Raw genomic sequence first — 13928 nt, 5'->3', positions numbered from 1 at the left:
ATCTCAGCATCATAAGATGCTTCGACAACCATCGAACAATTTGTATCGATCCCTGATCCCACTAGCCGTCGGCACCTTCGTACTGGGTACCGACGGTTTCGTCCTCAACGGCATGCTCCCGCTCATCGCCCGCGACCTGGGCGTTTCGGTGGCCACCGCGGGCCAGCTCACCACCATGTTCGCCTGGACCTACGCCATTGCCTCGCCGATCATCGCGGCCGCGACCGGATCCTGGGACCGGCGCTGGGTATTGGGCGGCGGTGCGGCGCTTTTCGTCATCGGCATGATCGGACAGGCTGCGGCGCAGGACTTTTCGGTGATGGCCGGAGCGCGCGTCGTTGCCGCGATCGGCGCGGCGGCATTCCAGGCCAATGCCTTCGCCGTGGCCGGGGTGGTCGCCGACGACGCACACCGCGGCCGGGCGCTATCGGTCGTCACCGCCGGAATCACGCTGTCCGCCGTCGCGGGCGTGCCGATCGGCATCTTCGTGGAGCGTTGGATCGGCTGGCGCGGGGTGCTCTGGGCGATCGTCGCGGCCGGCGCCATCGCGGCCGCGCTGGTGCTGCTGCTGCCGCGCGTCACCTTGCCGAGTACCGGATTGCGCGATCGCGTCGGCGTACTCGCCCGACCCGCCGTGCTGCGGGTTCTGCTGGTGACGACGCTGCAGATGACCGCGGCCTATACGACCATCGTCTACCTGCCGGTCGTCGTCGCACCATCGGTGCCGCAGGGACAACTCGCGTGGCTGCTGCTGGTCATGGGCATCGGTCAGGTCATCGGCAACTCCCAGGCGGGCCGGGCGGTGGACCGATTCGGCCCGGCCGGCACACTGACCGTCGGACTCGTCGGCAGCCTCGTAGGCCTGATGCTGCTCGGCCCGGCCACCCACGCCCACTGGGCGGTCTTCGCGGTACTCGGCCTGACCGGCCTCTTCGGATCCGCCATCCTGATCCCGCAGCAGTTCCGGCTCTTCGCCATTGCCCATGACGCGCCGACCGTCGCGCTCGGACTCAATGGCTCGGCCATCTACCTCGGCAGCGGCATCGGTTCACTACTCGGCGGCACGGTGCTCGATTCGTCGGGCGCGAGCTGGCTCCCGTGGACCTCCGCCGCGGTCGGCTTCGTCGCCCTCGCGCTCGGCGTCGCAACCCTGCGCCGACCGGCACGCGACGAAACGGCGGTGGTCGTTCCGGCGTGAAATCGCCTGTACCCCAATAGCTCCCGGGTCGATCCGATCGGGAGCTATTTTTTCGGCGCGGATTCGGGGCGGATGGAATCGAGCAGGTCGGCGCAGCGGGTGAGTAGTTCGCGCAGCGCGGCATGTTCGGCCTCGGTGAATTCGTCGGCCAATGCGCGTTCCACGCGGACGGCATTCACGTCCGCCTCCTGCGCGAGCGCCGCCCCCGCTTCGGTGAGACGGGTCTCCAGGACGTTCTTGTGCCAGGCATGCGGGGTGCGCTCGATGAGCCCGCGGTCCTGGAGATTGGTCAGGATCGTATTCATGGTCGGCGGGGTCACCCCGCACAGCCGGGCCAGCGCGGCGGCATTGATGCCCGGATTTTCGATGAGGAACAGCAGGGCCCCGTACTGGGGAACGGTGAGGCCCGCCGGTTTGAGCGCCGCGCTCTTCGCCGAGTTGAGGGCCTGTTCGGCGCGCTTGATATACGAGCCGAGGCGCTCGGAGGAGTGCATGGACGTCATATCCGCATGGTAACTGCCCGTCTACTGATTAGACTCTTGACGTTGATTAGAGTTCTAATATAAGTTCGTGCACATTCTAAGATGTGAATGCATCCGGATGTTCGACTATCAGGAGCCACGAGCATGTTCCGCACCATCTCGACCATCGCCACCGCCATCGCCTGCACCGCCGTCACGGCGTGCGGCACAGCGACGGAGGCCGTGAGCCAACCGGCAACCCACATCAGCACCGCCTACGAACTGCCCGGTGATCGCGTCTATCCGGAGGGCATCGCCGTCGATCCCCGCACCGGTGACACCTACGTCGGCTCATACGCCAACGGCGCCGTCTACCGCGCAACACCCGGCGCCGCGCGGGCCGAAATCTTCCTGTCCGAGGGGACCGACGGCCGCAAAACCGCCAATGGTTTGAAAGTCGATGCGGCAGGACGACTGTGGGTAATCGACTCGACGGCCGGAGTCGCGGTGTACGACATCGGCAGCCGTGCGCTGGTCGCCCGCTTCGATATCACCGGCACCGAACCGAGCCTGGTCAACGATCTGACCATTACGCCGGACGGCAGCGCATATCTGACCGACAGCCTGCGACCGGTGGTCTACCGGGTCACCCCGGAGCAGGTCACCGCGGCGCACGGCGGAAAGGCCGATCTGACAACACAATTCGACTTGAGCACCATTGTCGGCCCGCACGCGCCGGACGCATTTACCTTGAACGGCATCGTGTCCGACGATTCCGGTCGCTATCTGCTGATCGTCGATATGAACTCCGGTGAGCTGTATCGCGTTGCGACCGCGGCGAATTCGCCGGAAATTCGCAAGGTGACCATGCGCGGCCCCGATCTGAAACACGGTGACGGACTGGAACTGCACGGCAGCACGCTGTGGGCGGCCCAGAATGCGAGCAACACCATTACCCGCTGGAAGATCAGCGATGACGGCGCGACCGTCGAACTGGACCGCACGCTCACCGATGACTCCCTGCGCATTCCCACCACATTGGTACACAGCAATGGTCGAACGCTGGTCGTCTCTTCCCAATTCGATAAGGGCGGGCCGATGGGGCCTGGCACCCCGACCATGCCATTCGCTGTCCTGGCAGTTGACGGAATCTGATCCCGCCGCACGGCCGGTTCGTTCAGCGGACCGGCCATCGGCCTATTCGCCATATGACAACTTGATCTAAATCACGACGAAACGCCCGCACCCGTCGCAGGTATGCCGCCGCGATGACGTAAGCTCGGCCGACTGACCGGGCACGCGGCTGGGGTGGCGACCTTCGGGCGAGTGTCATACGCTTCGCCGCGGAGGAAAACCGCCTCATGGAGGGACAATTGACCACTCCGAGCCATGGCGATGTCGGAACCGGCGGGCCACAAAAGGTTCCACTGTCGCAGCTGATCCACTTGATGGCCGAATATCAGAAGCTCGGCACGCACCGACAGACCTTTCTACCGGCGCCTGCGAGCGATACTTTCGTGCGTGGCTGCGGGATCGTCGCGGGCGGGTTCACCGCCGTGGGAGTTATCTGTGTGACGGTCGGGGCCTATCCCGGTGCGCTCGCGGTCGGTCTCCTCGGCCTGGTGCCCGCATCGATGGCCTTCTTCCGCGGGCGGCGCAATCGGCGGCACCGCGCCGCGCGGCTGGATCTTTTCGATGTCGGCATGACCGTGTACCGCTCCGGTGAGCAGGTGGCCGGGTTCCGCTGGGACAGCGCCGAAGTGCGCCAGCAGGTCATCCCCTTCCAGAATTCCGCTCACACCGAGTACTCGCTGCGGATGTCGGGCCCCGACGGCGCCGAGGCCGCATTCGACGACACCCTGTTCGGCGAAGCGCGTGAGTGGGGCAGGGCGATCCAGTCTGCGGTCACCCTGGCCCAGCTCCCCCGCGCCGTTGCCGCCATCGATGACGGCGCGACCGTCCATTTCGGCGAAATCGCCCTCGACCTGGCCGCACTCTATTTCCACAGCCGGGCCTACGCCTGGGAACAGATCCAATTGATCGACGCCCGAAGCGGTTTGGTCCGCATGAAGGTCGACGGCACCTGGGTCTCCCTCACCCCCGTAGGCCAGATCCCCAACTTCTACATCTTCAACGAACTCGCCGAACGCCTACGCCTGGCCGCCGCCGCGGAGTTCGCCGCCGAATCGGCCGCAACCGAACTCGCGGATCCCGAACTGCCGACCGTCACGCCGGTAGCCGAACCCGATCCACCCACGCCGGTAGCCGACTCCGATCCGCTCACGCCGATAGTCGAACCGAACCCACCCACACCGGTAATCGACTCCGATCCGACGGTCGACAAAGCGCTCGAGACGGCCGCCGATCAACAAATCGAACCCCCCACCCCAGCGGCCAAAGGCAGCCCCAAAAAACCCAACCGCCCCACCCAAGACCTGAGCGCCGCCTCGAATTAATCCCTGCCCCAACCCCTCCACCGAACCAATAGCCTTGATCGTTCGGCTTCGCCTGGCCGTTCATCGTTCTCGAACAACCAAAGACCGAAGGCCGGTCCACCATTGGTGGACCGGCCTTCGAGTCTAGATGTGTTGCTGAGAGGCGGGACTCAGAAGTCCATGCCGCCCATGCCACCGGTCGGGTCGCCGGCGGGAGCGGCGGTCTTCTCCGGCTTGTCGGCGACGACGGCCTCGGTGGTGAGGAACAGAGCCGCGATGGAAGCCGCGTTCTGCAGGGCCGAACGGGTGACCTTGACCGGGTCGGCGACACCGGCGGCCAGGAGGTCCTGGTACTCGCCCGAGTCGGCGTTCAGGCCGTGGCCGGCCGGGAGGTTCGAGACCTTCTCGGCGACAACGCCGGGCTCGAGCCCCGCGTTGAAGGCGATCTGCTTCAGCGGAGCCGACAGCGCGACGCGCACGATGTTCGCGCCGGTCGCCTCGTCACCGGTGAGCTTCAGGTCGTCCAGGGCCGGAGCCGACTGCAGCAGGGCCACGCCACCACCGGCGACGATGCCCTCCTCGACGGCGGCCTTGGCGTTGCGCACGGCATCCTCGATGCGGTGCTTGCGCTCCTTGAGCTCGACCTCGGTCGCGGCACCGGCCTTGATCACCGCAACACCGCCGGCCAGCTTGGCCAGACGCTCCTGCAGCTTCTCCCGGTCGTAATCCGAATCCGAGTTCTCGATCTCGGTGCGGATCTGCGCAACGCGGCCCTTGATGGCCTCCGCGTCGCCAGCGCCCTCGACGATGGTGGTCTCATCCTTGGTGATGACGACCTTGCGGGCCTGGCCGAGCAGCTCGATGCCAGCGGTCTCCAGGGAGAGGCCGACCTCTTCGCTGATGACCTCGCCACCGGTCAGGATGGCGATATCGGCCAGCTGCGCCTTGCGACGGTCACCGAAGCCCGGCGCCTTGACGGCAACGGACTTGAAGGTGCCGCGGATCTTGTTCACGACCAGGGTCGACAGGGCCTCGCCCTCGACGTCCTCGGCGATGATCAGCAGCGGCTTACCGGCCTGGATGACCTTCTCCAGCAGCGGCAGCAGGTCCTTGACGGTGGAAACCTTGGAACCGACGAGCAGGATGTACGGATCCTCGAGGACCGCTTCCTGACGCTCCGGGTCGGTCACGAAGTAACCCGAGATGTAGCCCTTGTCGAAGCGCATACCCTCGGTGAGCTCCAGCTGGAGCCCGAAGGTGTTGCTCTCCTCGACGGTGATGACGCCTTCCTTGCCGACCTTGTCCATGGCCTCGGCGATCAGCTCACCGATGGACGCGTCGCCGGCCGAGATACCGGCGGTAGCGGCGATCTGCTCCTTGGTGTCGATCTCCTTGGCGGTCGCGAGGAGCTTGGTGGTGACGGCCTCGACGGCCTTCTCGATGCCGCGCTTGAGACCCAGCGGGTTGGCACCGGCCGCGACGTTACGCAGGCCCTCACGTACGAGCGCCTGAGCGAGCACGGTGGCGGTGGTGGTGCCGTCGCCCGCGACGTCGTCGGTCTTCTTGGCGACTTCCTTGACCAGCTCGGCGCCGATCTTCTCGTACGGGTCCTCCAGCTCGATCTCCTTGGCGATGGAAACACCATCGTTGGTGATCGTGGGGGCGCCCCACTTCTTCTCCAGGACAACGTTGCGCCCCTTGGGGCCCAGCGTCACCTTGACCGCGTCGGCGAGGGCGTTCAGGCCCCGCTCGAGGCCGCGACGGGCCTCTTCGTCGTACGCAATTGTCTTGGCCATTGCGTTGAGATCCTCCACATGTATATGGCTGACACACAGGACGATCGCAGGTTGGATCGCCCTATTTACGCTGGCCAGGTTCGGTGCCCGCGACGGACGACCGAGGGTGTCGATGGAACCCGGTCTCACCGTCCCGACCTGGCACTCACACGTCGAGAGTGCCAAGCCCTTTTTAGCACTCAGGGGTATCGAGTGCAAGGTCCGACCCGCAGCTCAGCACCGACTCAGGCCGAACTGCGGTCGTCCACCCGGAGTATCAATGCGACGAAAGCATCGGCCCGGCGCTCCTCGGGCGTGCGTGGTTCACCCTCATCGACCGTTACGAGTTCCGCGTCGTTCAGCAGCAACTCCGCCTCCACCCGCATGATCGCCCGAATGAACGGTGGCGCGACATCGGGCGGCAGGTCGCCGTTGATGATGTAGCTGCCGTCGGGCTGCGATTCGGTGGAGACATAGGTCAGCGCACGCTCGAGATCAGCGCGTCGCTCCCCCGCAACTAGGTCGGAATCCATGCCATCCGCCATTGCTATAGCTTACCGGTGCGCCGGATCAGCCCTTTCCCGACAGGCCGACCAGTCCGGGATCCGCGGCACCCAACCGGGTCGCGCGAGCAGCAAATCGCTGTCCGCCAATGGCTTACGAGCCGCCTCCGCGGCGTGAGCGACGGGCCCGGAGGCGGTAGCGCACCGGGCAGGCGCAGTCGGCCGAAGGCCGTCCGTTGAGGGTGGCGGTGGGCGACGGGCGGGCCCATGGAGGGCCCCGAGAACGCCGCCAATCCAGTACAGCGCGGCGCATGATCGGCGCCGACCTTATGGTGTCCAGGTGAGTGAAAGTCCCGGCTGGAACGCTATCGACGCGGCGTTGGAGCAGCTGTACCACGACACCGCACCCAGCCACTGGGGGACGGGGGTCCCCTGGTCGCTCGGCGGGCCCGATCCGCTGGACGGCATCAGCGCTTATCCGCGCACCGAACCGGTCCCACACTGGCACTACATCAGCTACGGCATGACCGAGCTGTACGAGAAGGAATGGGATAACCCGGACGAATCGGGCTGGGGATTCGAATTCACCTTTCGCCTGCTGCGCACCCCGGCCGACGAGAAACCGCCGGTCTGGCCCGCGAACTTCCTGCAGAATCTGGCCCGCTACGTCTTCCAATCCGGGAATTGGTTCGAACCGGGCCACACCATCAAGTCGAACGGCCCGATCACCGCGGACCATCCGGATTCGGATATCCACGCCGTCGCCTTCACCGTCGACCCGGAGCTCGGCGCAATCGACACACCGCACGGGCGGATGCAGTTCCTGCAGATCGTCGGCCTGACCATGCCGGAATACCGGGCCGCGCAGGGCGGGCACACGCTGGCGGTGCTCGACGAACTCGCGCCGCGGCTGCCGCTGTTGGTCACCGATATCGAGCGCGGACCGCTCATGGAGGAACCGAAGACCAAGGCGAAATGGCCGCGCTGGGGCGGGGGCTTGACCGGGCGGGCGTAGATTTCGCCATGGAGGAAGATCAACGATCCCGAAGGGGGACGCCCGTGCCCGTATTGCCGTTCGACTCGCTCTATCGGCACGGGTTCGCGCGGGTGGCGGTCGCGGTGCCGCGGATCCGGGTCGTCGATCCCGCATTCAATGTCGAGCAGACGCTAGAGCTCGCTCGGCAAGCGGCCGCCGACGGCGCGGTGCTGACGGTCTTTCCCGAGCTCGGACTCTCCAGCTATACCGCCGACGATCTGTTCCACCAGGATGCGCTCGACGATGCGGTGGCCGCGGCAATCGAGCAGGTAGTCGCGGCGAGCGCGGAAATCGATACCGTGCTGGTGATCGGTGCGCCGGTGCGGGCGCAGGGACGACTGTTCAACTGCGGCATCGCGATATGCCGCGGCACCGTCCTCGGTGCGGCGCCCAAGAGTTATCTGCCGAACTATCGCGAGTTCTATGAGAAGCGCCAGTTCGCGGCGGCACGCGAAACGCTGGACGACCACATCACGATCGCGAGTCAGCGGGTCCCGTTCGGATCCGATCTGTTGTTCACCGCGACCAATCTCGATGGCTTCGTGTTCCACCTGGAGATCTGCGAGGACGGCTGGGTTCCGTTGCCGCCCAGTGGATATGCCGCGCTCGCCGGTGCTACGGTGCTGGTCAATCTGTCGGCGAGCAATATCGTCATCGGCAAGGCCGACTACCGGCGCGCGCTGTGCACCTCGCATTCCGCGCGTTATCTTGCCGCTTACCTGTATTCGGCTGCGGGACACGGTGAATCGACCACCGATATGGCCTGGGACGGACAGGCCCTGGTTTGCGAGAACGGTGACCTCCTCGCCGAGGGCGAGCGGTTCTGCGACCATCCCCAGTTGATCACCGCAGATCTCGATCTGCAGCGGCTGGCCGCGGATCGCATTCGCACCACCAGTTTCGCCGACAATGTGCACGATCACCGCGACCGGCTGGTGCGGCTGCGGCGTATCGAGGTCGAGTTGCCGGTACCGACGAGCGCCATCACCTTGGGGCGCGAAATCCAGCGCTTCCCTTACGTTCCCAGCGATCCGGCCGCGCGCAACGAACGGTGCGCAGAGGTGCATCACATCCAGGTCGAGGGCCTGAGCACTCGGTTGCGTGCGACCGGCAGTCAGCGCTTGGTCATCGGCGTATCCGGTGGATTGGACTCCACCCAGGCGCTGATCGTCGCGGCCAAAACCATGGACCGGCTCGGACTGCCACGCGCGAATGTGCTGGCCTACACCATGCCCGGCTTCGCGACCAGCACCCGGACCCGCACCGACGCACACGCGCTGATGGACGCGCTCGGCGTGACCGCGCAGGAGATCGATATCCGCCCGTCCGCGACCCAGATGCTGCGCGACCTGAATCACCCTGCCGCCGAAGGTATTCCGCAGTACGACATCACCTACGAGAACGTGCAGGCGGGCGAGCGCACCTCGCATCTGTTCCGACTTGCCAACCAGCACAACGCGCTCGTGGTCGGCACCGGCGATCTCAGCGAACTCGCCTTGGGCTGGTGCACTTTCGGCGTCGGCGACCATATGGCGCACTACAGCGTGAACGCCTCGGTCCCCAAAACACTGATCAAATATCTGATCGCCTGGGCGGTCGACACCGATCAGTTCGGCCCCGAGGCGGGCCGGGTGCTGTCATCGATCCTGCAGACCGAGATCTCGCCGGAGTTGGTGCCCAGCCACGATTCCACCGCACCGAGCCAGAGCTCCGAGGCCACCGTCGGCCCCTACGAACTGCAGGACTTCCACCTCTACTACATGCTGCGTTTCGGTTACCGCCCGAGCCGGGTCGCCTACCTGGCCCGGCACGCCTGGTCCGAGCGCGACCGCGGCAGCTGGCCGGACCTCATTCCGGCCGACCAGCGCAACACCTACGACCTGCCGATCATCAAACACTGGCTCGCCGAATTCCTGCGCCGCTTCATCCAGACCAGCCAGTTCAAACGCTCCACCCTGCCCAATGCCCCGAAAGTCGGTTCGGGCGGGTCACTTTCACCGCGCGGCGACTGGCGTGCGCCGAGCGATGCCTCCGCCGCCGCCTGGTTGGACGAACTCGCCACCAACGTCCCGGAGAACTGAGCCGCCGTCAGGCCGCAACGGGCTCACGGTATTCGAGCGGGATCCGTGAGCCGCACCGCACCGACATACCTCGCGATCGGATGGCCCTGCGCTGCCGTCTCCTGGCCGCGTGAGCGAGCGCCAGCGAGCGGAACCATAAACAGAGCGCGTCTCCGCGCGCGACGGAGCCGAGCGCCAGCGAGGCGTAGTCGTGCGCGGATCGAATGCCGAGGACTGTCCAGGTAATTCGACGTCGTCCAGCGATGAACGCGGCCCGGGCGTTCATGACTTCTCGGCGGCGATCACCGAGAGCAGTTCGGACAGATCGGCTTCGGCCTTCGCCTTGTCGACGCCGAGATCGGACAGGATTCCGGAACCGTTCTCCTGTTCGAGCAGGGCGAGCAGGACATGTTCGGTGCCGATGTAGTTGTGTCCCAAGCGAAGTGCCTCACGGAAGGTCAGCTCGAGCACCTTCTTGGCCTCGGCGCCGAACGGAATGAGCGCAGGCACCTTCGCCGGATCGGCTGACTGTCGGGCGATGGCGTCGTTTGCCGCATCCCGGACCGCGTCGAGTTGCACCCCTTGCGCGATGACCTCCCTGGCGCCGAGGCCTTCCGGTTGGGACAACAGGGCCAGCACCAGATGTCCGAGGGAGATCTCCAGATGACCGGAGGCGCGAGCCGCCTCCTGGGAGGCCACCACCATCTTTCGCGCGCGCGGCGTGAACTTCGCGAAGCCCGCATTGGGATCCATAGCCGCCGGATCACCCGGCCCCTTGGGCACGAACCGCTTCTGCGCGGCCTGTTTGGTGACGCCCATGCTGGCGCCGATATCGGTCCACGAGGCGCCGGAGCGGCGGGCCTGATCCACGAAGTGGCCGATCAGATGATCGGCCACTTCGCCGAAATGCCCGGCCGTGACCACCGCATCGGAGAGTTGGTCGAGCACGTTGTCCGGACGCGCCTTCTTGATGCCCTCGATCAGATCGTCGAGTCGTACGTTGATTGTCATGCGTCAACCATAGGTTGACGATTCGCTATCGTCAACCGTTAGTTGACGATATTCAGGGACGCGCCGCCCCGGCCGCACCACGCACGATCTGCTCCTGCCCTCCGATCCCTGACAGCCTCGGATAATGACCCGCGTCACGCCCGCCCGATATAGGACAGCTTCTCCGGATTGACGATCAAGCGCAGCGCGGTCACCGCATCGTCGAGGGTGTCCACGCCGACGACCAGCGCGGGTTCCCCCGCCAACCGCACGACGACCGCGAGCGCGCCATTGATCTCCTCCAGCGCCATCACCATCCCCGGCACTTCCCACCGGAACAGTCCGGCCACGTACCGCGCGACCGCGGGAGCCCCGACGATCGGGCTACGAGCCGCGGTGACCTGACCGCCGCCGTCCGCGGTCGAGACGACATCGGCCGCGAGCATCCGCTCCAATGCCTCGATATCCCCGATGCGAGCCGCCTTCAGGAAGCGCTCGATCAGCTCGCGGGCCTGATCGGCCGGAACATCGAAGCGCGGCCGCCCCTCGCGCACCCGGATACCGGCCCGGCGGAAGATCTGCTGCGAATTGGCCTCGGATACCGCGAGCATGTCCGCGATCTCCCGGTGTGCGTACCCGAATGCCTCGCGCAGCACGAAAACCGCCCGCTCGATCGGGCTCAACCGTTCCAATGCCATCAGCAGCGCCAGCGATACCAGCTCGCGCTCCTCCACCGTCTCCAACGGCCCGAGCTCCCCGCGCGCGGTCGGTACCGGCTCGGGCAGCCACGGCCCGACATAGGTCTCGCGGCGGGCCCGGGCCGAAACCAGCCAGGTGCGGCAGAGATTCACGACCGCGGTGGTCAGCCAGGCCTCGGCCGAGCGAATCGTGCTGCGGTCGGTGCCATCCCAGCGCAGGTAGGTCTCCTGTACCGCGTCCTCGGCCTCGGTCGCGGAGCCGAGCATCCGATAGGCGAGCGCGAACAGGCGCGGGCGATGCGCCTGGAATTCGCGCAATCCATCCGGTTCCACCGCCACCTTCTTCCGTGCTCGGCCGCCGAAGATGACGGTACCGGTCGGGATCCATCCGGCCTTCGACAGTTCGGTGGCCGACCCGATGGTCCGGCCACCACCGAGAACCCGACCCAGATCGAATCCCCAGAAGCCCAAACCGCCAAGTGCCGCAACGCTGCTCATAGCCGCAGCATTCCCGCGCGACCTAGACGATTCCTTAAGGAATACCAGGCAAGCCCAACAGCTCAGTGGTGCAGATCGTCCGCCCGAGGCTCCTTACCCGGACTGCGCAGCCGCAGGCGGCTCGCCCCGCGGATTGCCGGACGCCGCAGTGCGGGCCGGCGCCGCTGCGCCCGCCGCTGGGCCCGGCGTTCGGATGGCTTGTGCTGCCAGGTTTCCGGACGCGCGGCCACCCAGCGCTGCGAATGCCAGGCGAACGGGATATGCCCGAGATACAGCGCGACCAGCACCAGCAGCAGCACGATCGGATAGGTGACCAGCAGCGCCGCCGCGAGCGCAGTCAGCACCAGCAGCCCGGCAGCCGCCTGCGGCGCCACCGATACCGACTTCATGGCCAGCGTCGGAATCGTGCTGACCGCCAGCGCCGCCGCGAACAAGGTCCAGGCCGCGACCTCGTAGTAGCCGACCCACCAGCCGTCACCGAACTGCACGTACAGCCCGATCGGCACCAGCGCGATCAGCGCCGCCGCCGGTGCGGGGACGCCGACGAAATACTCGCGCGCCCACTGCGGTCGAGTGTCGTCGTCGAGCAGGGTGTTGAACCTGGCCAGGCGCAGCACCAGGCTCACCGCGAAAACCAGCGCGATGATCCAGCCCGCGCTGTTGCTGTCCAGCAGCGCGATGTAGATCACCAGACCGGGCGCGACACCGAAGGAGATGGCGTCGGAAAGCGAATCGAGTTCCGCGCCCATCTTGGTGGTGGCGTCCAGCATCCGGGCGAGCCGACCGTCGAGGGTGTCCAGTACAGCCGCGGCGCCGACCATCGCCAAGGAGATGTCGAGCCTGTCGTCCAGGGCGAACTTCACCGCGGACAGTCCGGCGCACAGCGCCATGATTGTCACGATGCTCGGCAACAGCCGGATGGTCCGGCGCCTTCGCTGCGGTGTGGGCAGGGCCTGCTCCATCATGAGTCGGTGGAAAGTACGGCCAGCACGGTCTCGCCCCCGATCGTGCGCTGTCCGGGTTCGACGAGTAGTTCGGTACCCGCCGGGAAGTACGTGTCGACCCGGGACCCGAAACGGATCAGGCCGTAGGTATCGCCGATGGTCAGTTTGTCACCGGCCTGCGCGTCGCAGACGATGCGCCGCGCCAGCAGACCCGCGATCTGCACGACCACGAGCTGCGCGCCACCGGCGGTGTCGATGACCATGCTGTTGCGCTCGTTCACCGCACTGGCCTCGGGCAGATCCGCCGAACGGAACTGACCGGACTGGTGCAGCACGGTGCGCACGGTGCCGGAGATGGGGGTGCGCTGCACATGGACGTCGAGCACCGAAAGGAAGATGCTCACGCGCGGCAGCGGCGCATCGCCGAGGCCCAGTTCGGCGGGCGGCGTCGCGGTATCGACCAGGGCGATCTCGCCGTCGGCGGGGGCGACGACCACGCCCGCCCGGTTCGGCGGCACCCGGTTCGGATGCCGGAAGAAGGTGGCGCAGGCCGCGGCGGCCAGCAGACCCGTGCGGCGCACCCACTTGCGCTTACCTCCGATGACCGCCACCGCGAGCGGCGCCGCGACGAAGGGCAGCCCGGCGGGATGCAGCGGGGGGATCGCGGCCCGGACCAGATCGACGACATGGCCGACTCCGGTCGTTTCGGGCGTGCCGGGCGGGGTGGGACGGCGTGCCACAGGCTCCTCTTTCGTGCTCGATGCAGACGGTTTGCGCCCTTCAACGATAGGTCCGGCGCAAGCGTTCACACCTTACGGGAATGGAGCCTGTGGCACTGCGGCGTTTGCGTCAGGCCCGGAGGAGGCAGCCTGTGTAACCAAGCAGGGCCCGCAAACGTCGCAAATCCAACACAGCGGTCAGCTCATGGCTTTACGGCCGGTGAACAGTCGCACCAGGAACAGCAGAATCACCGCGCCGCCGAGGCAGGTGAAGAAGCTGAACCAGAGTCCGCCGCCTTCGACATCGACGCCGAGCAATTTGAGGAGGAATCCGCCTAGCAGGCCGCCGACCACGCCGACCACGATGTTGAGGAGGATGCCTTGTTGCGCATCCGTCTTCATTATCTTGCTGGCGATCCAGCCGGCGAGACCGCCGATGATGATCCACCCGATAATCCCGAGTCCGAGCATGGTGTCCTCGAATCACTAGTTGGGGCAGCGCGCCGCACCACAGGGCGTGCTTCGTGGGTATACCCGCCAAATGTGAGAATACGCACGCCCAACACACGCGACACGGGCTAATATGAGGGGGCCTCATGTCTACGGTGACG

The 13928-nt window shown here is 66.3% G+C and carries 13 protein-coding genes; 5 read left to right on the top strand and 8 right to left on the bottom strand.

What is annotated here, in order from left to right; translation table 11 throughout:
• Nucleotides 1-40: 40 nt before the first annotated feature.
• Nucleotides 41-1198 (top strand): MFS transporter, encoded by a 1158-nt coding sequence (locus tag ACZ60G_RS37525; protein WP_465816481.1) that lies wholly within the window; start codon nt 41-43, stop codon nt 1196-1198.
• 44 nt (nt 1199-1242) lie between these two features.
• On the opposite strand, the gene ACZ60G_RS37520 is transcribed toward ACZ60G_RS37525, so the two are convergent.
• Nucleotides 1243-1701 (bottom strand): MarR family winged helix-turn-helix transcriptional regulator, encoded by a 459-nt coding sequence (locus ACZ60G_RS37520; protein WP_387294643.1) that lies wholly within the window; start codon nt 1699-1701, stop codon nt 1243-1245.
• A gap of 123 nt (nt 1702-1824) precedes the next feature.
• On the opposite strand from ACZ60G_RS37520, the gene ACZ60G_RS37515 reads away from it, so the two are divergent.
• Both ACZ60G_RS37515 and ACZ60G_RS37510 read left to right on the top strand, forming a co-directional pair.
• Nucleotides 1825-2814: an SMP-30/gluconolactonase/LRE family protein gene (locus ACZ60G_RS37515; RefSeq protein ID WP_465816479.1), complete on the top strand. Its 990-nt coding sequence runs from the start codon at nt 1825-1827 to the stop codon at nt 2812-2814.
• 218 nt (nt 2815-3032) lie between these two features.
• Nucleotides 3033-4115 carry a DUF6585 family protein gene (locus tag ACZ60G_RS37510; RefSeq protein WP_465816477.1) on the top strand — a complete coding sequence of 361 codons (1083 nt, stop codon included), beginning with the start codon at nt 3033-3035 and terminating at the stop codon, nt 4113-4115.
• Between the two features lie 149 nt (nt 4116-4264).
• Here the strand turns inward: ACZ60G_RS37510 and groL are convergent, their stop codons facing one another.
• Both groL and ACZ60G_RS37500 read right to left on the bottom strand, forming a co-directional pair.
• Nucleotides 4265-5890 carry a chaperonin GroEL gene (groL, locus tag ACZ60G_RS37505; protein WP_387294640.1) on the bottom strand — a complete coding sequence of 542 codons (1626 nt, stop codon included), beginning with the start codon at nt 5888-5890 and terminating at the stop codon, nt 4265-4267.
• A 224-nt stretch (nt 5891-6114) separates the two neighbouring features.
• Nucleotides 6115-6402, bottom strand: a complete 288-nt coding sequence (locus tag ACZ60G_RS37500; RefSeq protein WP_245721169.1) for a hypothetical protein — start codon at nt 6400-6402, stop codon at nt 6115-6117.
• Between the two features lie 310 nt (nt 6403-6712).
• On the opposite strand from ACZ60G_RS37500, the gene ACZ60G_RS37495 reads away from it, so the two are divergent.
• Nucleotides 6713-7387, top strand: a complete 675-nt coding sequence (locus ACZ60G_RS37495; RefSeq protein ID WP_465816474.1) for a suppressor of fused domain protein — start codon at nt 6713-6715, stop codon at nt 7385-7387.
• A gap of 44 nt (nt 7388-7431) precedes the next feature.
• Complete coding sequence (locus ACZ60G_RS37490; protein WP_465816472.1) at nt 7432-9489, top strand: NAD(+) synthase; 2058 nt, start codon at nt 7432-7434, stop codon at nt 9487-9489.
• Between the two features lie 261 nt (nt 9490-9750).
• Here the strand turns inward: ACZ60G_RS37490 and ACZ60G_RS37485 are convergent, their stop codons facing one another.
• The 5 genes from ACZ60G_RS37485 to ACZ60G_RS37465 form a co-directional block, all read right to left on the bottom strand.
• Complete coding sequence (locus ACZ60G_RS37485) at nt 9751-10479, bottom strand: Clp protease N-terminal domain-containing protein (RefSeq protein ID WP_465816470.1); 729 nt, start codon at nt 10477-10479, stop codon at nt 9751-9753.
• 134 nt (nt 10480-10613) lie between these two features.
• The gene (locus ACZ60G_RS37480; protein WP_465816468.1) at nt 10614-11654 is read right to left on the bottom strand and encodes an RNA polymerase sigma-70 factor; all 1041 of its coding nucleotides are present in this window, start codon (nt 11652-11654) and stop codon (nt 10614-10616) included.
• A 62-nt stretch (nt 11655-11716) separates the two neighbouring features.
• Entirely contained in the window at nt 11717-12616 is a 900-nt protein-coding gene (locus ACZ60G_RS37475; RefSeq protein ID WP_465816582.1) for a CDP-alcohol phosphatidyltransferase family protein, read from the bottom strand.
• The gene (locus ACZ60G_RS37470) at nt 12616-13338 is read right to left on the bottom strand and encodes a phosphatidylserine decarboxylase (RefSeq protein ID WP_387294635.1); all 723 of its coding nucleotides are present in this window, start codon (nt 13336-13338) and stop codon (nt 12616-12618) included. The genes ACZ60G_RS37475 and ACZ60G_RS37470 overlap by 1 nt, the downstream gene beginning before the upstream one ends.
• 177 nt (nt 13339-13515) lie before the next feature.
• Nucleotides 13516-13788, bottom strand: a complete 273-nt coding sequence (locus ACZ60G_RS37465; RefSeq protein ID WP_063044923.1) for a GlsB/YeaQ/YmgE family stress response membrane protein — start codon at nt 13786-13788, stop codon at nt 13516-13518.
• Nucleotides 13789-13928 lie beyond the last annotated feature (140 nt).

This window comes from Nocardia sp. NPDC102475 (genome assembly GCF_055584605.1).
Note: the sequence above shows the minus strand (reverse complement) of the source record. Positions and strands in the feature narration are given on the sequence as shown.